This is a genomic window from Aliiroseovarius lamellibrachiae (genome assembly GCF_018599245.1).
Taxonomy (GTDB): domain Bacteria; phylum Pseudomonadota; class Alphaproteobacteria; order Rhodobacterales; family Rhodobacteraceae; genus Aliiroseovarius; species Aliiroseovarius lamellibrachiae.
Genome location: NZ_JAHEVJ010000002.1, coordinates 315,095 through 336,631, shown reverse-complemented (window position 1 = coordinate 336,631; position 21,537 = coordinate 315,095). Strand labels below are relative to the sequence as shown.

Genomic DNA, 21,537 nt, shown 5'->3' with positions numbered 1-21,537 from the left:
CCACATGCCGCGCAGCTTTTTCACCCCTCGCCTTCTTCCCGCCCTGCTTCCACTGGTTGTTGGCTTCACCCCCGCCGCGCAAGCGCACGACCATATCCCGCATGTGGCCACCGACATCGCCCCCATCCACGCGCTTGTGGCGCAGGTGATGCAAGGCGTTGGCACGCCTGATTTGATCCTGCCGCCGGGGGCCTCGCCACACGGCTATTCCATGCGCCCGTCAGAGGCCGCGGCCTTGGCCGATGCGGATTTGGTGGTTTGGGTTGGCCCAACTTTGACGCCGTGGCTGGAGAAATCTTTGGACACGATTGCCGCGGGTGCGGCGCGTTTGACCCTGACAGAAAACGGCGTGACCGCGCAGTTGCCATTCCGGGAAGCCGCCGTCTTTGGCGACGAGGATCACCACGGTGCGCATGACGACGATCATGATGACCACGACACGCATGAAACCCATGACGACCACGATGACGCGCAACACGAAGACCACGACAACGATCATGCAGACGACCATGATGCCGACCACGATGCCGACCACGCGGATCACGATGCAGAGCATTCCGATGGGCACGACCATGATCACGACCACGCCGCAGGCGCCATGGACCCCCATGTCTGGCTCGACCCGGTAAATGCGCAAATGTGGCTTGGTGTGATCGCGGATCAACTGGCCGAACGCGACCCGGAACATGCCGATGTGTACCTTGCCAATGCGAAATCTGCCCGCGCAGGGCTGGACGCTTTGATCGCAGACACCCGCCAAACGCTTACCCCCCTCGCGGACACGCGGTTTGTGGTCTTTCACGACGCCTATCAGTATTTCGAAGCACGTTTTGGGTTGAAAGCCGCGGGTGCCATTTCGCTGGGCGATGCCAGCCGCCCCAGCCCTGCCCGCATTGCCGCCCTGCGTGACGCGGTGAAAGACGGCCAGATCACCTGTGCTTTGGCGGAGCCGCAGTTCAACGCGGGCCTGATCAACACTGTGTTTGAAGGCACCGATGTCAGCACACAAGTGATCGACCCCCTTGGTGCGGCCCTGACCCCTGGACCCGCGCTTTACACCCAACTGCTTCGCGGCATGGCAGACAGCTTTGTGGGCTGCGTAAAGTAAAAATTGGTCTGGTCGTTTTTGTCCATTTTGGCGCTTAACGACTGAACCATTTTGGCGATACCTTGGGTGAAACACATGTTTGCCCAAGGTATTCCCATGACACACCACAGCCCGCAGTCCGCACCTGCAACCACACATCCCAGCGTTTGCCCGCTGGATTGCCCCGACACCTGCAGCCTAAGCGTCAAGGTGCAAAACGGGACCATCATTGATGTGAAAGGCTCGCGCGCAAACCCTTATACGGACAATGTAATTTGCAACAAAGTGGCGCGCTCTTACCCGGATTTCACCCATGGGGATGGGCGTCTGACGCACCCGCTAAAACGGGTGGGGCCGCGCGGATCCGGCCAGTTTGAGCGCATCACCTGGGACGCGGCGCTGGATCTGATACACGACGGGTTCACCCGCGCCATCACCAAACACGGCCCCGAAAGCGTGCTGCCCTTCAACTATGCCGGGCCGCATGGCGAGCTTGCGGCGGGGTCCATGGACCGGCGGTTTTTCTATCACATGGGCGCCACGATGCTGAACCGCGGGCCGCTGTGTGGCGCGGTGCGTGGCACGGCCTATTCATCACTGTTTGGGGCGGCACCCGGGATGCCCCCCGAACAGGTCATACACGCGGATCTGGTGCTGGTCTGGGGCAACAATGTCACCGTCTCAAACCTGCATCTCGCGCCGCTTTTGAAACGCGCGCGGGCAAATGGCGCCAAGCTGGTGGTGATCGACCCCAAGCGCATCAAAATCGCGGAACAATCCGATATGCACCTTCAAATCGCCCCCGGCACCGATGTGGTGCTGGCGATGGGTTTGGCGGCAGAGCTTGAACGGCGCGGGGCGTTGGACATGGCGTTCATCACCACTTGGGTCGACGGGTTTGACGCCTATATGGCGCAGGCACGGACCTATTCCATCGCCCAGATTGAAAAGGTCTGTGGCGTGGCGGCAGATCAAATTCACGCGCTCGCCGACATGATATGTGCCGCGAAAAACATGACCTGTTCAGCGGGGAATGGGATCGAGCGTGGCCGCTCTGGCGGGTCTGGATTGCGCGCGGCCATGGCGCTTCCCGCACTCATGGGCCACCACGGGCGACTTGGGGCCGGTGTGATTGCAAAATCCGGCCTTGCCGCGCCCAAAACCACCGCGCGACTGCATGGGGACCATCTGAAAAAGCCCGGCACGCGGGTTTTGAACATTGTGGATCTGGCCCAGAAATTGCTGGACGACACCTTGGATGTACCGATCACGGCCACGATGATTTACAACCACAATCCCGTGGCCACCCACCCCGATCAAGGCACGCTGATCAAGGCGTTGATGCGCGAGGATTTGTTCATCGCGGGCTGTGATATTGCGATGACCGACAGCATGCAGTTTTGCGACGTGATCTTGCCCGCCTCTGGCCCATTTGAAATTGATGACGTCTATGGCGCTTACGGTCAAAACTATGTGCAACGTGCCGCCCCGGTTATTCCGCCCGTGGGCGAAAGCCTTCCAAACACAGAGATTTTCCGCAGGCTCGCCGCGCGCTTTGGCTATGATGATCCGATCTTTCAGGCCTCTGATGCTCAGCTGATGGATGACGCCTTTGACGGGACACATCCGCAGTTAAAAGGCACGCGTCCCAGCCAGATTGCGCTGGACCACGCCCTTGAAATGGCCGCCCCGGATGGCGAAACGATGATCATGTGCCACAACGTGACCCCCGCCACGGACTCGGGTAAAATCGAGCTTTTCTCGCAGGATCTTGAGGCGCGTTTTGGCTTTGGTGTGCCACGTTATGATCCTGTGACCAAGGACCAGCCGTTCACGCTGATCTCGCCCAGCTCTACCAAACGCACCAATGCCACCTTTGGCGGGCAAGCGGCGTCACAGGGGTTGGAAGTTGTTGAAATGCATCCAAAAGACGCAAAGGCGCGCGGGCTTTCTGATGGCGCCACGGTCGAAATCTGGAATGCGCGCGGGGCTGTTACCTTGCAATTGGTCGTGACCGATGCCACCCGCCCCGGCGTGCTTTACAGCCCCAAAGGCACCTGGCGCGCCACGTCGCAAACGGGGCTGACCGTGAACGCGCTGATCCCCGCTGACATCCGCACGGATATCGAGGACGGCGCCTGTTACCACGAAACTTTTGTGGATGTGAGAACCGCCTGAGCGAACAGCTTGCCCCCTTTTTGGCCACAGCATATCATCCAATATGGCAAGATATGACCAAACCAATTTGGGGGGGGCAACCATGGCGAGCATCCAGACACATATTCCCGCGCTGGCGTTCACCATCGACCGACACAGCAAAGTGCCGGTGTTTGAACAGATTTGCACGGTCATTCGCACGCGCGCTGTCTCTGGATCGCTGACGCAAGGCACCCGCCTGCCCGCCACCCGCGCGATGGCAACGGAACTTGGCGTGTCACGGTCGACCATCGTGACCGCCTATGACCAATTGGTGGCCGAGGGGTATCTGACCAGTGTGCAGGGGTCGGGCTATACAGTTTGTGCAATTGGCGAGGTGGAGCTGGCGCAAAAAACACCCCTGCCCACCCCGTCGAAAACCCAAGGGGACACCCCACCAACGCCCCATCCGTTTCAGGCCGGTCGCCCCGATATGCGGCTGTTTCCCCATGCCCAATGGGCCAAAACCACCGCGCGAATTTGCCGGACGGACCCGCGATCCATGCTTGAGGGGGCCAGCCCTTTTGGCCATTTCAAACTGCGCCAAGCCATTGCCGCCCATGTGGCGGACTGGCGCGGGATCACCGCGTCGCCGCATCAGATTATCATCACCGCAGGCTCCACCGATGCGCTAGAGATTTGCACCCGAAGCCTGGCGCAGGAAGGTGACCGGATCGGTTTGGAAAACCCCGGCTATCTGCCCCTGCGCCACTTTGCCGAGGTGCAGGGTTTGGACCCGATGTATCTGGATGCCACCGGGGCTGGGGCCGACCTTCCGCCACCGGGCACCGCGCCGCGATTGGTGGTCTTAACCCCCTCGCATCAATACCCGCTGGGCGGGGCGATGTCGCCCAATCGACGGCTGGAATTTATCCACTGGGCGCAATCCCACGACGCTTGGATCATCGAGGATGATTACGACAGCGAGTTTCGATATGCCGGGCGGCCCATTCCCGCGATGGCCGGTTTTGACCACCTTGATCGCACGCTTTACATCGGCAGTTTCTCCAAGATTTTCTCAAGCGCGCTGCGGCTTGGGTACGTGATTGTCCCCGACCCGTTGATCGACGGTTTTCGCGACACAATGCGGCGGTTTGGGCAAAAAGCCAGCTTGATGCCGCAAGCCCCCTTGGCGGAGTTCATTTCCTCTGGCGAGTTTTACCGTCACCTGCGTCGGGTGCGGCGCATTTATGGCGAACGGCGCAAGTTTCTGCTCGACAGTTTGGCGCAGGGTTTTGCCGAATTTGGCCATTTTGAGGATCATCAGGCCGGGATGCAGGTGACCTTTCATTTAAACGAAGGCCTAGCGGATCACGCGGTGTCGGCGCGGGCCGCGGATTTGGGCGTGACGGCCCACCCCCTGTCAGAATACGCCACAAAAAACAGCAATTTCAACGGTTTAGTCCTTGGATTTTGCGGCTTCACCCCCGACGAAATGGCCCCCGCGTTGGGGGTTTTGCGACAGGCCCTGCGCGCAGGTTAACCGTTTATTTCAGCAACATAGGCGGCCACATCCGTCAGCGCCGACCCGATGCGGTTTGGGCGCACCCCTAAGCGTTCCAACGGTTGATCGTAGCGGTTAAGCCAAAGCGTTTGATAGCCAAACCACGTCGCCCCGCATGCATCCCAACAGTTGGATGAGACAAAAAGAATGTCTGAAACAGGCACCCCAAAGGCATCGGGACCAAGCTGATAGGTTTGCGGCGCGGTTTTGAATTTCCTCACGCTGTCCGCGCTTAACACATGGTCAAAAAATCGGGCCAACCCCGCACTTTCAACGGCAGAACGCAACATGTCCGGGGTGCCATTGGACAGGATGCCCAAAGGCAGGCCCGCATCCTGCAATTTGGTCAAGGCGGCGGCGTTTTCGTCAAAGGCGGTGAGCTGAGCGTATTGCTGCATCAGCCGATCGCGCGCGGCATCTGTAAGGGGCAGACCAAGGCTGTCACAGGCAAATGCCAACGCGTCCTGTGTGACGTTCCAAAAATCGCGATACTGATCCGACATGGTTCGCAAACGGGTGTATTCGATCTGTTTGTCGCGCCAAAGCACGGCCAAAGCCGCGCCTTTTGTGGGGAACAAGTCCTCGCCCAGCGCGCCCACGGAAAAGACATCAAACAAGGTGCCATAGGCATCAAATATCACGGCTTTGATCGGCATTTTGCGGCCCTTTCTTGTGGTTTGACACAAGATGACACAAAGCGACGCAAATGCAAAATGCGCTGTCTCTTTTCAATAAATTGCGCGTTTGACCTCATGGAATTTTCCGTGTTCGCGAAGGCCTGCGTGCTGGGCATTTTGACGCCTCACGCTTGGCGCGCCCCCTCGGGGGGATGAAAATCAAAGACCAGCTGTTGCGCGGTGTTGAGCAGCTTGATTTTTCGGCCCATTGCGGCCTCGGCTTTCAGGACAACTTCTGCGGCGGCCCGCGCGTCTTCCCCTGCGTCATGGTGCCGAAAATGAAGCCCCAGCACGTTTTTCAGGTTGGCCAGACCATGCCCGCCATTGCCGCGCAACTCCGGCCAGGCTTGGCGTGCAATTTTAACACTGTCTGACCAAACCGATTTCAACACCGGAAGTTTGGCCAACTGGCACGCGGCGCCAAACGCTTTCTCGTCGTACCGGCTATGTTGAACCAGCGGACATGCCTCTAACAGATAACGCAGATCCGGCAGCACAGCTTGAAAATGCGGGGCATGTCTAACGGTCGCAGCATCGATCCCATGCAACCGTGTATTGCCCTCGGCGAATGGCACACACGGGTTGATATACGCGCTGTACGTTGCGATTGAACCGTCGAAGCCGACGAAAGCGAGACCAATTTGGCAGATGCTCGCGATGTCATATCCCGCCGTTTCGACATCCACAGCAATGAACCTGAGGGGGTCGTTCAGCGGGGTGGTCTGATTGAAACAGGCCGGAAGAGACAAGGGGGCAGAATGCGCCATGGAAACACTTTCCCATGTTTATCCCCCCGCGCAAAGCCGTTGATGACACAAATTATGTGATGGGCCACGGCGGGGCACAGGGACGACTGAGCGCTCCCCGAAATTTGGACACTGACGTAGGCTGCAATTTGTTGCCTGCCCTCAGCCTTGGGCCGTTTCACTAAATTCAGCGGTCAGGGCAGCGATCATGGCCAAACGCCGGACCGGATTTAATCCACTCCAAAAAAGAAATTTGCCACCGCCCGGTAGGGGCGATGACAAACTTTTAGGGATCAGAATTGCAACTTAAGCTGGTCAAATTTCAAACTGATGTGGGTTTTCACAACAACATCAGTTCAATCTAAAATCAGCCGCATTTGGAATGGCCACAGCTGCGGCAGGTCATGCAGCCTTCGACCATTTGCATTTCAAACTGGCCGCAGCTTGGGCAAGCGGGGCCGCGGGGGGCTTCGCCGACGGCCATGATCTCGGCTTGTGGGTCGGTTTTTGGTGCCATGCCTTCGGCCTCAAGGGAACCTGTGGCCACCATATGCCGTTCGATCACGCCGCCGATGGCCGCCAGGATCGACGGGATGTATTTGCCTTCCATCCAGGCCCCGCCACGCGGGTCAAACACGGCTTTCAGTTCTTCGACCACAAAGCTGACCTCGCCACCGCGGCGGAACACGGCGGAAATCATCCGGGTCAGGGCCACGGTCCAGGCGAAATGCTCCATGTTTTTGGAGTTGATGAACACTTCAAACGGGCGGCGGTGGCCGTTGATCAGCAGATCGTTGATGGTGATGTAGATCGCGTGCTCGCTGTCGGGCCATTTGACCTTATAGGTGTGACCTTCGAGCGATTGTGGGCGGCCCAAAGGTTCGGACAGATAGACCACATCGGCGCCGGTTTCGATTTCGGGCGCTTTTTCGCTGTCTTCTGACACCGACAAAACCGAGCCGGTCACATCGTTGGGACGATAGGTGGTGCAGCCTTTGCAGCCCAATTCCCACGCTTGCAGATAGACGTCTTTGAATTCGGTGAACGAGATATCTTCGGGGCAGTTGATGGTTTTGGAAATCGAGCTGTCGATCCATTTCTGGGCGGCGGCTTGCATTTTGACGTGGTCCGCCGGGGCAAGGGTTTGCGCGTTCACGAAGTAGTCGGGCAGCTCTTTGTCGCCGAACTTGTCGCGCCACATTTGCACCGCGTAATCCACCACTTCTTCTTCGGTGCGGGTGCCGTCTTTTTGCAGCACTTTGCGGGTGTAGGCATAGGCGAACACCGGCTCGATGCCGGACGATACGTTGCCTGCGTAAAGCGAGATGGTGCCGGTGGGCGCGATCGACGTCAAGAGCGCGTTGCGGATGCCGTGTTCGCGGATCGCCTCGCGCACGTCATCGTCCATTTGCAACATATTGCCAGAGGACAGATATGCCTCGGCATCAAACAGCGGGAAGGCGCCTTTTTCTTTCGCCAGATCCACGGAGGCAAGGTAAGACGCGCGGGCGATTTGCTTCATCCACGCCTCGGTTTGCGCGGCCCCCTCATCGGAACCATACCGCAAACCAAGCATCAACAGCGCATCCGCCAGACCGGTCACACCAAGGCCAATGCGGCGCTTGGCCTGGGCTTCTTGGCGCTGTGCTTCCAGCGGGAATTTTGACACGTCGACCACATTATCCATCATGCGAATGGCGGTGCGCACCAGTTTATCCAGCCCTTCGGGGTCCAGTTCCGCGTTCTTTTCAAACGGGTTGGTCACAAGACGGGCCAAGTTGACCGAGCCAAGCAGGCAGGCGCCATAGGGCGGCAAGGGTTGTTCACCGCAAGGGTTGGTCGCCGCGATCTGCTCGCAGTAATTCAGGTTGTTCATCTGATTGATGCGGTCGATGAAAATCACACCGGGTTCGGCGTAATCATAGGTCGCCTTCATGATCTTATTCCACAGATCACGGGCCTGAACGGTGTGATAAACGCGGTCACCAAATTTCAGATCCAGGCTGCCGTCGTCTTTCACCGCTTGCATGAATTCATCCGTGACCAGCACCGACATGTTGAACATGCGCAGGCGGGCAGCATCAGCTTTGGCGGTGATGAAATCTTCGATATCGGGGTGGTCACACCGCATGGTCGCCATCATCGCGCCACGGCGTGAGCCTGCCGACATAATGGTCCGGCACATCGCGTCCCACACATCCATGAACGACAGCGGGCCAGAGGCGTCCGCCGCAACCCCCATCACATCCGCGCCGCGTGGACGGATGGTTGAAAAATCATAACCGATCCCGCCGCCTTGCTGCATGGTCAGGGCCGCTTCTTTCAACATGTCGAAAATCCCCGCCATGCTGTCTGGGATGGTGCCCATGACAAAGCAGTTGAACAGGGTCACGGACCGGCCGGTGCCAGCGCCCGCGGTGATGCGGCCTGCGGGCAGATATTTGAAATCTTCCAGCGCGTCAAAAAACTCCGCCTCACGGTCCGGTTCATTTTCAGCCAATGACCGCGCGATGCGGCGCCAGGTGTCTTCGACTGTTTTGTCCTTCGCATCGCCCTCCGCCGTTTTGAGGCGGTACTTCATATCCCAGATTTGTTCGGCGATGGGGGCAGCAAAACGAGTCATGTGTGGCTTTCTTTTCTATCGGATGTGGTGTTTTTGGTGGTCGCGCGGGGTGTGTGAGAGGCAAATCAGCGGCAGCAGGATCTTGCCCATCATCCTCAGGGATGGCATGTATAACAAACGCTGCGCCCCTGTCACGAACTTTCCTCACGAAAAATCAACATTTAGTGTGTCGCGACAGATACGCCACATATATATGGTAAATCCTATGAGCTATGTGAATCTGGTAAAACTCTGTGTAGGGGCCGAGCGAGTCGAAGATCTCGAGGCGTGGCAAGCCATGCGCATGGAGGCCGCAAAACGCCCCACGCCAATGCATGTCACCCGGATGTGGCCCAAACGCGAAGCTGAACTTGTCGACGGCGGATCGCTTTATTGGGTCTTCAAGGGACAAGTGCTTGCGCGCCAACAGATTATTCGTCTGGATGAGGTGATCGGCGAGGATGGCATTCGCCGCTGCGGTCTGGTTTTATCGCCTGATGTGATCCGCACCGAGGCCCAGCCGCGCCGCGCGTTTCAGGGCTGGCGATACCTAAAACCCGAAGACGCGCCGCGTGATTTGACCATGGAAAAGCCCGGCGATGATGAATTGCCGTCAGACATCGCCTCGGCGCTAGCCGACATTGGCATTCGCTGACCCCGCTCTGAAATTCCTCGTGGTCTCACCCTGTCACAGAATCGTTTCGTTGACCGGCTAGCCTCATGGTGCCTGCGACACCGCGTGTTGACCCGCCCGTCCGTCACGCCCCCACGCAGGCCAGCGCGTGCCCGTCACTTCCCCATTGCATGCGCGCCCCCTTTGGGTGGCTGTTCCAGCTGCCCAAAGGGGTGTTTGGGGGGGGCTCAAGACACGGTCATTCCGGCCTGGGGAGCCAACACCGTTGCATCGACGTACAGGTCTGGACACCTGACCTATCGCTGTTAAAGTTGCGCCAACATCACGACCCCACCAGATTTCAACCTCGTTTTTCGACCAAAGGAGCGTCCCATGGCATCGGGCAGCAACATCCGCACCTATTTCAACGGCCAATGGCACAATAGCGATGTGGCGGTGATGAAGGCCGCTGATCACGGCAGTTGGCTGGGCACCACGGTGTTTGACGGCGCCCGGTTTGTGGACGGGGTGGCCCCGGATCTGGACGCCCATTGCGCGCGGGTGAACCGGTCAGCCGAGGCGCTGATGATCACGCCCACGGTGGACACCGACGCGATGGTCGAGATTGTGCGCGAAGGGCTGTCTGCCTATTCCGCCAGCCAAGCGATTTACATCCGCCCCATGTATTGGGCTGTGGATGGCGGCGAAATGGGCATCCTGCCGCGCGAAGGCTCCACCGGGTTTGCGGTCTGTTTGGAAGAGATCCCAATGGCGCCGCCCACCGCAACCACCACGCTGACCACCACGCGGTTCTGCCGCCCGACGCTGGACAGTGCTGTGGTGAACGCCAAGGCGGGTTGTCTTTACCCCAACAACGCGCGGATGATGGCCGAGGCAAAATCCAAAGGGTACGGCAATGCGCTGGTCGCGGATGCTTTGGGCAATGTGGCGGAAAGTGCGTCCTCCAACGTGTTTATCGTGCGTGACGGCGAGGTGTTCACCCCGATCCCCAACGGCACATTTCTGGCCGGCATCACCCGCGCGCGCCACATGGAAAACATGCGCGCAGACGGCATGAAGGTGCATGAGGTGGTGATGAGCTTTGACGATGTGCGCGCCGCGGACGAGGTGTTCCTGTCTGGCAATATGAGCAAGCTGACCCCGGTGACCGAATTCGACGGCACCCAGTATAACTCTGGCGAGAAGTCCGGCCCCGTGACAGCGCGCGTGCGCGATATGTATTGGGATTGGGCCCATTCGGGGCAGTAAGTTGCCCTTAGCTTTCACGTCTACATTGGTCACACTACTCATCGGTGCGGCGGGCGCGGCGCTGGCTTGGGCGGTACATATGCCGCTGGGGTTTTTGGCCGGTCCCGCGCTTGCGGTGGCTGCGGCCAGCATGGCGGGCATCAAGACGGATATCGCCAAACCGGTGCGCGACATTGGCTTTTTGCTGGTGGGGCTGACGGTGGGGTCGATGGTGACGCCTGACAGCCTGGGCGCTGTGACGCGCTGGCCTATCGCGTTTGCCTTGCTGGCGCTGCTCACTTTGGTCACGCCGTACCTTGGTCGTTGGGTCTTACCGCGCGTTCTGCCATTTGATCGGGACGAGGCGTTCCTGTCCACGGCGCCCGGCCATCTGTCCCTTGTCATTGCGCTGGCCGACAGCCTGTCTTTGTCGATCACCCGGCCCGCGATCCTTGCCTCGCTTCGCCTGATCACGCTGACGCTTTGTGTGCCATTTATGGCCCGTTGGGCAGGGATCGAGGTTGGGGCTGGTCTGCCTGATGGGCGTGCTTCGGCGGACTGGGGGGCCATATTGGGCCAGCTGATTGTTGCGGCCGCTTTGGCCCCGGTGCTGTTGCGCCTCAAGCTGCCTGCGCCGATCCTGATCGGGGCGATGATTGTCGGCGCGCTCGCACATTTAAGCGAACTGGTCGTGGGCAACTTGCCGCAAATGGTGTCGCAGATGGTTTTGATCCTGATGGGCAGCCTGATTGGCACCCGCTTTGCGGGGATCCGCCTTGCCGAGTTGCGCCGCAATCTGTTGGCGGGCGTGATTGTGGTGGTGCTGACGGTGGGGCTTGCGTTGATCTTTGCGCTGCCGGCCGCGTGGCTGTCTGGCCTGCCGCTGGTGGACATTCTGGTGGGTTTTGCGCCGGGCGGCTTGGAAACCATGGTCATTGTGGGCGCGGCCATGGGGGCCGACCCCAGCTTTGTCGCCGCCGCCCATGTGGCCCGCTTGATTGTGCTGGCCGTGATCCTGACCGGCTTTACCGCACGCCTTGCACGCACTGGACCTATCGAAACCGATGGACAGGGTCCGCGCCGTGATGCAGACTGACGCCTGTTTGTGACCACAGCTATTGGAGAACAATAATGCGCAAGTTTCTCGTGATCCTGGATGACAGTCGCGAATGCCTGAACGCCATGCGCTTTGCCGCCATGCGTGCGGCAAATACCGGTGGCGGCGTCACCGTGCTGTCGATCATTCCGCCAGATGAATTCAATCACTGGATTGGCGTTGGCAACATCATGCGCGAAGAGACCCGCGAGCGGATCACTGTGCATTTCGAGGTGTTCGCCAAATGGATGCGCGACCGTCAGAACGTAGACCCAAAACTGGTCATCCGCGAAGGCGAGGTCATGACCGAGATCATGGCACAGATCAACGAAGACCCAGAGGTGGGCGTGCTGGTTCTGGGCGCAGGCTCTGGCAAATCCGGCCCCGGGCCGATCATCACCCAAATGATGCGCGCCTCTTCCCAGCTTTCCGTGCCAATGACCATTGTGCCCGGCGAAATGTCTAAAGACCGGTTGGAAAAGATCACCTGAGCGCCTTCTTCCCGACGACGGGTCTGACAAACCTGTCGCAGCGCGCAAACCTTGACACTTTGCCCCCTCGGGCGCATATCAAACCCAACTAAAACGTTTGGGAATGCGCCTGACACGCTGGGCCGTCCTGATACGCTCAAAAAGGTGCGCCATGTTTATTCAAACCGAATCCACTCCGAACCCCGCCACGTTGAAATTCCTGCCCGGTCAGGATGTTTTGGGCACGGGTACGGCTGATTTCCCCACCAAAGACGCCGCCGAAGCCTCGCCTCTGGCGCAACGTGTGTTTGGCGTGAACGGTGTGACCGGCGTGTTTTTTGGCGCTGACTTTGTGACCGTGACCAAATCGGATGACGTAGATTGGGATCATGTGAAACCGGCCATTCTAGGCGCGATTATGGAGCATTTCCAATCGGGTGCCGCCGTGATGGCCAATGACGCAACCCATGCGTCAGGCCACGCGGAACACACTGGCGAAGACAGCGAAATCGTTGAGCAAATCAAAGAGCTGCTCGACACCCGTGTACGCCCAGCCGTGGCGCAAGACGGCGGCGACATCACCTTTCACGGCTTTGATCGCGGCATCGTTTATCTGCACATGCAAGGGGCCTGTGCTGGCTGCCCATCGTCCACATTGACACTGAAAATGGGCATTGAAAACCTGTTGAAACACTACATCCCCGAAGTGATTGAGGTGCGCCCCGTTGCCGCCTAATCCAACCCTTTTGGCGTTTGACACATCGGCCGCGCATTGCGCGGCCGCTTTGCTGCGGGATGGTCAGGTCGTGGCCAGCGCCCACGAAGATATGGCCAAGGGACAGGCCGAACGCCTGATGCCGTTGTTGCAAGAGGTGCTGGACGCAGGGGGCGCCACCTATCAGGATCTGGATGCCATTGGTGTTGGCATCGGCCCCGGCAATTTCACCGGCATTCGCATTTCCGTCGCCGCCGCCCGAGGGCTGGCCCTGTCGCTGGGCGTGCCTGCGGTGGGGGTCTCGACGCTTGAGGCGATGGCCTTGGGGCAAGATCACACCGTGCTGATCAGCTTGGATGCGCGCCGGGACATGGTTTACACCCAGCTTTTCAATTCGGGCACACAGTCGGCCCCGATGCTTGGCACGTTGGACAATATCCCCTTGCCGCCTGCACGGGCTGAGGCCGCCGTGATGGGGCACCGAGCGGAAGAAATTGCCGAGCTGACCGGGGGGTCGGTGCTTGACCCGACCTACCCATTGGCCGAGGCGATTGCCCGCAAGGCGCAGATGCGGATGCATAATGCAGACTTGCCGCGCCCTGCCCCGCTTTATTTGCGAGCGGCGGATGCCGCCCCGCCTCGCGACCCCGCGCCGGTTATCCTGGACTGAACATGGCGGACCCCCGGCACCTCTCGGATCTTCACCGCGCGGCCTTCACCTCCTCGCGCGGATGGAGCGGTGATGAATTCGCCGCCCTTTTGGCCTCGCCCCATATTTTTGTTGTGGAGGATGAGGCGGGATTTGCGCTGGGACGTGTGATTGTGGATGAAAGCGAACTTTTGACCATCGCGGTGCATCCAGATGCACAGGGCGCAGGCTTGGGGCGACAGCTGGTGCAACAGTTTGAACAGCTCAGCCAGACCCGAGGTGCCACCCGCGCGTTTTTAGAGGTCGCGGCCGACAATATGTCAGCGCTATCACTTTATATGGGTGCAAAATGGCGCGAATCCGGTCGTCGGGTTGGGTATTACACCCGCGCAGATGGCTCGAAACAGGATGCAATCTTAATGGAAAAGCACTTTCCCTAAGGTTAAGTGCCCAGAAAAATAAGGCATATTGGACCACGGTGGATAACAAAAGATTGACCCGCCCCTTGCCCTCGGCACAAAATCCCCGATGATCCTTTTCAGCGATCTGCTCGCATTAAAAATGGGAATCACACCAGATGGTCAAATTTTGACCCCGTGTGACCCGGAAAACGAAAACGGGAGAAACACATGACCCTGATGAAGAAATTCCTTGGCGCCGCTGCTGCGGTTGCCGTGACTGCTGGGGCCGCATTGGCCGATCCGGCCATCATCTTCGACCTGGGCGGTAAGTTCGACAAGTCTTTTAACGAAGCAGCTTTCCGCGGCGCACAGCGTTGGGCCGATGAGACCGGCGGTAAGTTCCTTGAAATCGAATTGCAATCCGAAGCACAGCGTGAACAGGCCCTGCGCCGGTTTGCCGAAGCGGGTGCAAACCCGATTGTGACCACTGGTTTTGCGATGTCGACCCCCTTGAGCGAAGTGGCCCCGGATTATCCAGACACCAAATTCGTGACCATTGACGGTTGGGTCGAGGCGCCCAACGTACATGTGGTTGGCTTTGCTGAGCATGAAGGCTCGTATCTGGTGGGTCTTCTGGCCGCCAAAGCGTCAAAAACCGGCACCGTTGGTTTCATCGGTGGCATGGATGTGCCGCTTATCCGCAAATTCGCCTGTGGCTATGCCCAGGGTGTGAAAGCGGGCAATCCTGACGCGACCATCATCGCCAATATGACCGGCACCACGCCGGCCGCTTGGAATGACCCGGTGCGTGGTGGTGAATTGACCAAAGCGCAAATCGCGCAAGGCGCTGACGTTGTTTATGCCGCGGCAGGCGGCACCGGTATTGGTGTGCTTCAGGCCGCAGCAGACGCCGAAGGTGTTCTGTCGATTGGTGTGGACAGCAACCAAAACCACCTGTTCCCAGGCAAGGTTCTGACCTCGATGCTGAAACGCGTTGACGTGGCGGTTTACAACATCATGACCGCAGGCGAAAATCTTGAAGTTGGTTTTGAAGCGCTGGACCTGTCGCAAGACGGCGTTGGCTATGCTTTGGATGAAAACAACGCATCCTTGATCAGCGAAGACATGAAAACGTCTGTTGAAGACGCGAAAGCCAAGATCATCGCGGGTGACATCAAAGTGCATGATTACTCAAGCGACGATTCTTGCCCGGTTCTTGATTTCTGATCATGGCCGGTCCTCAAAATGCAAAGGGGCAGCAGGCAACTGCTGCTCCCTCCAGCGTCCCGACCACAGCCCCCGCCATTGAGTTGCGCGGGATTTCCAAGGCTTTTGGGCCGGTGCAGGCGAACAAAGACATCTCGATTTCTGTGCAACCCGGTACGATCCATGGGATCATCGGGGAAAATGGCGCGGGCAAATCAACGCTGATGTCGATCCTTTACGGCTTTTACAAAGCGGATGAGGGCGAGATTTACATCCACGGACACGAGACGCAGATCCCTGATAGTCAGGCCGCAATCAACGCGGGCATCGGGATGGTGTTCCAGCATTTTAAGCTGGTTGAAAACTTTTCGGTTCTGGAAAATGTGATCCTTGGGGTCGAAGATGGTGCGCTGTTGCGCCCCTCGCTTGCCAAGGCCCGCAAAGCGCTACAGGCGCTGGCGGATGAGTATGAGCTGCGCGTGGACCCCGATGCCCTGATCGAAGATCTGGGTGTGGGCATGCAGCAGCGTGTTGAGATCCTTAAGGCGCTGTATCGCCGGGCGGATATTTTGATTTTGGACGAGCCGACCGGGGTGCTGACACCCGCGGAAGCCGACCACCTGTTCCGTATCCTCGAAGGGCTGCGCGCGCAGGGCAAAACGATCATCCTGATCACGCATAAGCTGCGTGAAATCATGGAAATCACCGACACGGTTTCGGTGATGCGGCGTGGTCAAATGACCGCCACCGTCAAGACCAAAGACACCACTCCCGAGCAACTGGCAGAGCTGATGGTTGGGCGTAAAGTGTTGTTACATGTGGATAAAGCGCCCGCACATGTGGGTGAAAAAATGCTGGAGGTGGCCAACCTTCGGGTCATTGATGACCAAGGGGTTGAACGTCTTAAGGGCATTGATCTGACCATTCGCGCAGGTGAAATCCTTGGCATCGCGGGGGTGTCTGGCAATGGCCAGACCGATCTGATGGAAGTGTTGGGTGGCTATGCAAAGGCCACCGGGTCCATCCGCGTGAACGGGCAAGAGCTTGATCTGACCGGGAAACATTCCGATGCACGGTCGCGGCGCAAACGTGGCATCGCCCATGTGCCAGAAGACCGCCAATCACGCGGGCTGATCATGGAGTTTCCCGCCTGGCAGAACATCGCCTTTGGCTATCACCATGAGCCGGAGTTTCAGAAAAACGCCCTGTTGATGGACAATGCCGCAATGGTTGAGATCGCGCAGGATAAGATGGACCGCTTTGATGTGCGGCCCCCGAACCCTCAGCTTGCGGCCAAGTCGTTTTCCGGCGGCAACCAGCAAAAGATCATTGTGGCGCGCGAGATCGAGCGCAACCCGGATCTGTTGATTGTCGGTCAGCCCACGCGCGGCGTCGACATCGGCGCGATTGAGTTCATTCACCAGCAAATTGTCGCCCTGCGCGATCAGGGCAAGGCGATCTTGCTGGTCTCGGTTGAACTTGAGGAAATCCTGTCCCTGTCTGACCGGATCGCGGTGATGTTTGATGGGAAAATCATGGGCGAACGCCTACCTGCTGAAACGGACGAAAAAGAACTGGGCTTGCTGATGGCAGGTGTGGTCAACGACAAAAACGCTGTCAAAGAGGGGGCCGTCTGATGGAGAAGATGCCAAAATGGGCAGACATCGCGCTGATCCCGCTTTTGAACCTGACACTGGCGTTTGGCATTTCGATGCTGGTCATTCTTGCCATTGGCCAAGACCCGATTGAAGCGGTTAAACTGATGGTGTCGGGCGCTTTGGGGTCGACCTATGGCTGGGGCTATACGCTTTATTATGCCACAAACTTCATCTTCACCGGGCTTGCGGTGTCGATTGCCTTTAAGGCCGCGCTTTTTAACATCGGCGGCGAGGGGCAAGCGGCCCTTGGCGGGCTTGGTGTGGCGCTTGTCTGCCTTTACATCCCTTTTCCGCATTGGTCGGTAGCGATCATTTTCGCCATGTTGGGCGGCGCGGTGTTTGGCGCTGCTTGGGCGGCTATTCCGGCCTATTTGCAAGCCAAACGCGGCAGCCATGTGGTGATCACCACCATCATGTTCAACTTTATCGCCGCCTCTTTGCTGAACTACTTATTGGTCAATGTGCTGCGCCCCAAAGGCGCGATGGATCCGGCCTCGGCCAAGTTTCCTGAGACCACCAACCTGCCGACCTTCCACGAGATGCTGGAACCCTTAGGCATCGCGTTTTCCAAATCCGCCCCGGTGAATATCTCATTGCTCATCGCGCTTTTGGCCTGTGTTTTGGTCTATATCCTGATGTGGCGCACGCGCATCGGCTATGAGATCCGGGCCTTTGGCGAAAGCCCAAGTGCGTCTGTCTACGCCGGGATTTCGCCGCTGAAAATCACCATGATTGCGATGCTTTTGTCCGGTGGTCTGGCTGGCATGATGTCGATCAACAACACGATGGGCGAAAGCGAACGGCTGATCATCAACTCGATCGAAGGGGCCGGTTTCATTGGCATCGCCGTGGCCCTGATGGGCCGCAACCACCCGTTTGGGGTGCTTCTGGCGGCGCTTCTGTTTGGTTTTCTCTACCAAGGTGGCGGCGAGTTGGCGCTGTGGATGTCGATCCCGCGCGAGCTGGTCTTGGTGATCCAGGGTCTGGTGATCCTCTTCACCGGCGCGCTTGATAATATGATCCGAATACCGGTGGAGCGGATGTTTATCCGCGCTGCCAAACGGAAGGAGGCATAATCATGGATTTTCTAACGATTGTGCAAATTTCAGACAGTGCTCTACGTCTGGCCACGCCCCTTTTGCTAGCCTGTCTGGCGGGGTTGTTTTCCGAACGTGCCGGGATTTTTGACATTGGGCTTGAGGGGAAAATCCTTGTCTCTGCGTTTTTCTCAGCGGCCGTTGCCGCCAGCACAGGATCGGTCTGGATTGGCCTATGTGCGGGCATCGCGGTGTCAGTTGCCTTTTCAATGGTCCACGGGCTCGCCTCGATCACCTTTCAGGGCAATCAGCTGATTTCCGGCGTGGCGCTGAACTTTCTCGCCTCGGGGTTGACGGTTCTGGTCGGCGAGGCGTGGTTCTCGCTTGGGGGGCGCACGCCCAGCCTTGCCGGGGAGGCACGCTTTCCCAATCTTGAGCTGCCGTTTGCCTCAGCTGTGGCGGATATTCCGGTGCTGGGGCCGATTTATTCGGACCTTCTTTCGGGCCACACGATCCTTGTGTATGTGGCGTTGCTGCTGGTGCCTGTCTCATGGTTTGTCCTTTACCGGACGCGCTTTGGCCTGCGCCTGCGGGCTGTTGGGGAAAACCCTGCGGCGGTGGACACAGCCGGGATTTCGGTGATCCGTCTGCGCTATACCTCGATGGTCATTGCGGGTGTGCTCTGCGGTCTTGCCGGGATTTATCTGGCAACCGGGCTGGGGTCTGCCTTTGGTAAGGAGATGAGCGCGGGGCGGGGTTATATCGCCCTTGCCGCGTTGATTTTCGCCAAGTGGAAACCGGTGCCCGCACTGGGAGCAACGCTGCTTTTTGGTTTGTTGCAAGCCATCGCCATCCGCTATCCCAAGCTTGATCTGGGCATCATCACCCTGCCCGCGCAGTTTATGGAAGCACTGCCTTATATCCTGACGGTGATCATCCTTGCGGGCTTTATTGGCAAGGCCATTCCCCCCAAAGCCGGGGGCGAGCCTTATGTCAAAGAACGCTGATCAGCTGGCCGCGCACATACGCGCGGCAGCAGGTGATGCGCCGGTTGAGGTTGGCTTGATCCTTGGGTCTGGTCTGGGGCATCTGGCGGATGCTGTGGATGGGGTTGCAATCCCTTATTCCGACCTTGCTGGTTTTCCCCATGCCGGCGTGTCGGGCCATAACCCCAACCTTGTGATCGGCACCCTCGAAGGCACGCGGGTCGCCGTTTTTGGCGGGCGCGCGCATTATTATGAAAGCGGTCGTGGCGATGTGATGCGCCTGCCCCTTGAGGTTCTGAAAGCCTTGGGCGCCGATCGCTTGATCGTGACCAATGCGGCGGGTTCCTTGCGCCAAGACATTCCCCCCGGCGAGCTGATGCTGATTGAGGATCACATCAACTTCTCGGGTCTCAATCCACTAATTGGCGAGCGGTCGGACGCACGGTTTGTGCCGATGGGCGGCGCATATGACGCGGACATGCGCGCCCGTTTTACCGAATTGGCCGCGGGCGAAAGCATCGCCCTAAAGCCCGGCGTTTATGCGTGGTATTCAGGGCCAAGCTTTGAAACCCCCGCCGAAATTCGTGCCATTCGCACCCTTGGGGCCGATGCGGTGGGCATGTCGACGGTGCCCGAAGTGATTCTTGCACGGTTTCTTGGGTTGCGCGTATTGGGGGTTTCTGTGATCACAAACATGGCGCAGGGCCTATCAGATGAAGCGATCAGCCACAGCCACACCAAAGCTATGGCGCCACTTGGCGCAAAAAAGCTGGAAAAAGTGGTTCGCCAGTACTTAACGCGTGACTAATAGATCGAAAATACGGCAATAAAAGAGATTATAACCCTTTCGACAAAATCGGTCTGCTGATGCAAATTTATCTTCCGATCGCCGAAGTTTCGGTGAATGCCTTTTTGCTTCTGGGACTCGGCGGGATTGTTGGCATCCTGTCTGGTATGTTTGGTGTGGGCGGTGGGTTTCTTTTGACCCCTCTTTTGTTTTTTATCGGCATCCCGCCGGCGGTGGCTGTGGCCACGGGGGCCGCCCAGATTGTCGCCTCTTCGTTTTCCGGTGTTTTGGCACATTTCAAACGAAAGACCGTCGATCTCAGGATGGGATTGGTGTTGTTGTTGGGCGGGCTTTTGGGCGCCGCATTTGGGGTCCAGCTGTTTAACACGCTCAAGGCATTGGGTCAGGTCGATCTGTTGGTTAAGCTGTGTTACGTGCTGTTTTTGGGCATTATCGGCGCGCTGATGTTTGTCGAAAGCCTGAATGCCCTTTTGAAAACACGCGGCGGTCGCGGGGTTTCGAAACGGCACAAACACCTGTGGGTGCATAATCTTCCCTTCAAGATGAAATTCCGCACCTCGGGGCTGTATATCTCGGTCATTCCGCCACTTTTGGTGGGGGTTCTGGTGGGGATTTTGGCCGCGATCATGGGTGTAGGCGGCGGGTTTATTATGGTTCCTGCGATGATCTATCTGTTGGGCATGCCGACCAAAGTGGTTATCGGCACCTCGCTGTTTCAGATCATTTTTGTGACCGCTTTCACCACGCTATTGCACGCCACCACCAACTATACGGTTGATATGGCGCTTGCGCTTCTATTGCTGATTGGCGGTGTTGTTGGCGCCCAGGTTGGCGCGCGCATTGGGGTGAAACTGAAGGCCGAACAGCTGCGCAGTCTGCTTGCGCTGATGGTGATTGTGGTCTGTGGCAAGCTCGCGCTTGATCTCTTGATCCAGCCCGCGGAGCTTTATGAAATCGGCAAGGGGGGGGGGCACTGATGCTGCGCCTGTTTGCCGCCCTTATGGCCCTGACATTTTGCCTGTCACCGGCGCGCGCCGCCGAAGAAGTCGTGGCGGGGCTGAGCCAAAACCTCGTGTCCATCAATGCGACCTTTGTGGGCTCTGAAATCCTGATCTTTGGTGCAGTGAAGCGTGATACCCCGGCCCCGGCGGATGAACCTTTAGAGGTGGTTGTGGTGGTCGAAGGCCCCAGTGGACCGGTCACCGTGCGCCGCAAAGACAAACGCTTTGGCATCTGGGTGAACACCGAAGCGCTGGACTTGGCCTCTGCGCCCAGCTTTTACGCTGTTGCAACCTCGGCTGATCTGGACAAGTCGATTTCCGTGCTCGATGACCTGCGCCATTTGGTGTCCGTCTCGCAAACCATCAAGGTCAGCGAAAGCCCGTTTACCAATGTGGACCCGACCAGTTTCACCGAAGCGCTGATCCGTATTCGCGAGAACGCCGGCACCTACCGGCTGGTGGAAAACTCGGTCAATATTTATAAAGACACGTTGTTTGACGCCCGCATCGCCCTTCCTTCGAACTTGATCGAAGGGGACTATCGCACCCGGATTTTCCTGACCCGCGGCGGATATGTTTCGGCGCACTACGAGACGGTGATCAACGTGCGTAAAGTTGGGCTGGAGCGCTGGATCTACAATCTCGCCCATAGTCAGCCGCTGATCTATGGCCTGTTGTCTTTGGTCATCGCTATTGCCGCTGGCTGGGGGGCATCAGCAGTATTTCGGGTCATTCAGCGCGGTTGATACGGGAAAACTAGTTTTCTAGTTTTCTAGTTTTCTAGTTTTCTAGTTTTCTAGTTTTCTAGTTTTCTAGTTTTCTAGTTTTCTAGTTTTC

General features: G+C 58.2%; 20 protein-coding genes. 17 read left to right on the top strand and 3 right to left on the bottom strand.

Features of this window, described 5'->3' with window-relative positions; translation table 11 throughout:
• Positions 1-4: 4 nt before the first annotated feature.
• The 3 genes from KKW20_RS05050 to pdxR all read left to right on the top strand — a co-directional run bounded on the left by KKW20_RS05050 (position 5) and on the right by pdxR (position 4,766).
• Complete coding sequence (locus KKW20_RS05050) at positions 5-1,108, top strand: zinc ABC transporter substrate-binding protein (protein WP_214566642.1); 1,104 nt, start codon at positions 5-7, stop codon at positions 1,106-1,108.
• A 96-nt stretch (positions 1,109-1,204) separates the two neighbouring features.
• Positions 1,205-3,265: a molybdopterin-containing oxidoreductase family protein gene (locus KKW20_RS05045; protein ID WP_214566640.1), complete on the top strand. Its 2,061-nt coding sequence runs from the start codon at positions 1,205-1,207 to the stop codon at positions 3,263-3,265.
• 43 nt (positions 3,266-3,308) lie between these two features.
• The gene (gene pdxR / locus KKW20_RS05040) at positions 3,309-4,766 is read left to right on the top strand and encodes a MocR-like pyridoxine biosynthesis transcription factor PdxR (RefSeq protein ID WP_246534453.1); all 1,458 of its coding nucleotides are present in this window, start codon (positions 3,309-3,311) and stop codon (positions 4,764-4,766) included.
• Here pdxR and KKW20_RS05035 read toward each other — a convergent pair.
• The 3 genes from KKW20_RS05035 to KKW20_RS05025 form a co-directional block, all read right to left on the bottom strand.
• Complete coding sequence (locus tag KKW20_RS05035; protein WP_214566639.1) at positions 4,763-5,443, bottom strand: haloacid dehalogenase type II; 681 nt, start codon at positions 5,441-5,443, stop codon at positions 4,763-4,765. The genes pdxR and KKW20_RS05035 overlap by 4 nt on opposite strands.
• 146 nt (positions 5,444-5,589) lie before the next feature.
• Positions 5,590-6,231, bottom strand: a complete 642-nt coding sequence (locus KKW20_RS05030) for an exonuclease domain-containing protein (protein ID WP_214566636.1) — start codon at positions 6,229-6,231, stop codon at positions 5,590-5,592.
• Positions 6,232-6,577: 346 nt separating this feature from the next.
• Positions 6,578-8,833: an adenosylcobalamin-dependent ribonucleoside-diphosphate reductase gene (locus KKW20_RS05025; RefSeq protein WP_214566634.1), complete on the bottom strand. Its 2,256-nt coding sequence runs from the start codon at positions 8,831-8,833 to the stop codon at positions 6,578-6,580.
• Positions 8,834-9,038: 205 nt separating this feature from the next.
• Between KKW20_RS05025 and KKW20_RS05020 the strand changes: the two genes are divergently transcribed.
• From KKW20_RS05020 to KKW20_RS04955, 14 genes are all read left to right on the top strand, one after another.
• Positions 9,039-9,467 (top strand): DUF1489 family protein, encoded by a 429-nt coding sequence (locus KKW20_RS05020; protein ID WP_214566633.1) that lies wholly within the window; start codon positions 9,039-9,041, stop codon positions 9,465-9,467.
• Positions 9,468-9,818: 351 nt separating this feature from the next.
• Positions 9,819-10,694: a branched-chain amino acid aminotransferase gene (locus KKW20_RS05015; protein WP_214566632.1), complete on the top strand. Its 876-nt coding sequence runs from the start codon at positions 9,819-9,821 to the stop codon at positions 10,692-10,694.
• Positions 10,695-10,719: 25 nt separating this feature from the next.
• Positions 10,720-11,769 (top strand): AbrB family transcriptional regulator, encoded by a 1,050-nt coding sequence (locus tag KKW20_RS05010; protein ID WP_214566631.1) that lies wholly within the window; start codon positions 10,720-10,722, stop codon positions 11,767-11,769.
• Between the two features lie 35 nt (positions 11,770-11,804).
• Positions 11,805-12,260: a universal stress protein gene (locus KKW20_RS05005; protein WP_214566630.1), complete on the top strand. Its 456-nt coding sequence runs from the start codon at positions 11,805-11,807 to the stop codon at positions 12,258-12,260.
• A gap of 151 nt (positions 12,261-12,411) precedes the next feature.
• Positions 12,412-12,975: a NifU family protein gene (locus tag KKW20_RS05000; RefSeq protein WP_214566629.1), complete on the top strand. Its 564-nt coding sequence runs from the start codon at positions 12,412-12,414 to the stop codon at positions 12,973-12,975.
• Entirely contained in the window at positions 12,965-13,624 is a 660-nt protein-coding gene (tsaB, locus tag KKW20_RS04995; protein WP_214566627.1) for a tRNA (adenosine(37)-N6)-threonylcarbamoyltransferase complex dimerization subunit type 1 TsaB, read from the top strand. The genes KKW20_RS05000 and tsaB overlap by 11 nt, the downstream gene beginning before the upstream one ends.
• 2 nt (positions 13,625-13,626) lie before the next feature.
• Positions 13,627-14,043 carry a GNAT family N-acetyltransferase gene (locus KKW20_RS04990; RefSeq protein ID WP_214566626.1) on the top strand — a complete coding sequence of 139 codons (417 nt, stop codon included), beginning with the start codon at positions 13,627-13,629 and terminating at the stop codon, positions 14,041-14,043.
• Positions 14,044-14,232: 189 nt separating this feature from the next.
• Positions 14,233-15,231 carry a BMP family lipoprotein gene (locus KKW20_RS04985; protein WP_214566625.1) on the top strand — a complete coding sequence of 333 codons (999 nt, stop codon included), beginning with the start codon at positions 14,233-14,235 and terminating at the stop codon, positions 15,229-15,231.
• 2 nt (positions 15,232-15,233) lie between these two features.
• Positions 15,234-16,847, top strand: coding sequence for an ABC transporter ATP-binding protein (locus tag KKW20_RS04980; protein WP_214566624.1), 1,614 nt, complete (start codon positions 15,234-15,236; stop codon positions 16,845-16,847).
• A complete protein-coding gene (locus KKW20_RS04975; protein WP_214566623.1) occupies positions 16,847-17,944 on the top strand; it encodes an ABC transporter permease in 1,098 nt (365 codons plus the stop codon). Before KKW20_RS04980 ends, KKW20_RS04975 begins: the two co-directional genes overlap by 1 nt.
• Positions 17,945-17,946: 2 nt before the next feature.
• A complete protein-coding gene (locus tag KKW20_RS04970; protein WP_214566622.1) occupies positions 17,947-18,912 on the top strand; it encodes an ABC transporter permease in 966 nt (321 codons plus the stop codon).
• Positions 18,896-19,699 carry a purine-nucleoside phosphorylase gene (locus KKW20_RS04965; RefSeq protein ID WP_214566620.1) on the top strand — a complete coding sequence of 268 codons (804 nt, stop codon included), beginning with the start codon at positions 18,896-18,898 and terminating at the stop codon, positions 19,697-19,699. Before KKW20_RS04970 ends, KKW20_RS04965 begins: the two co-directional genes overlap by 17 nt.
• Positions 19,700-19,758: 59 nt before the next feature.
• Positions 19,759-20,676, top strand: a complete 918-nt coding sequence (locus tag KKW20_RS04960; RefSeq protein WP_214566618.1) for a sulfite exporter TauE/SafE family protein — start codon at positions 19,759-19,761, stop codon at positions 20,674-20,676.
• Positions 20,676-21,446, top strand: a complete 771-nt coding sequence (locus tag KKW20_RS04955; RefSeq protein WP_214566616.1) for a TIGR02186 family protein — start codon at positions 20,676-20,678, stop codon at positions 21,444-21,446. Before KKW20_RS04960 ends, KKW20_RS04955 begins: the two co-directional genes overlap by 1 nt.
• Positions 21,447-21,537 lie beyond the last annotated feature (91 nt).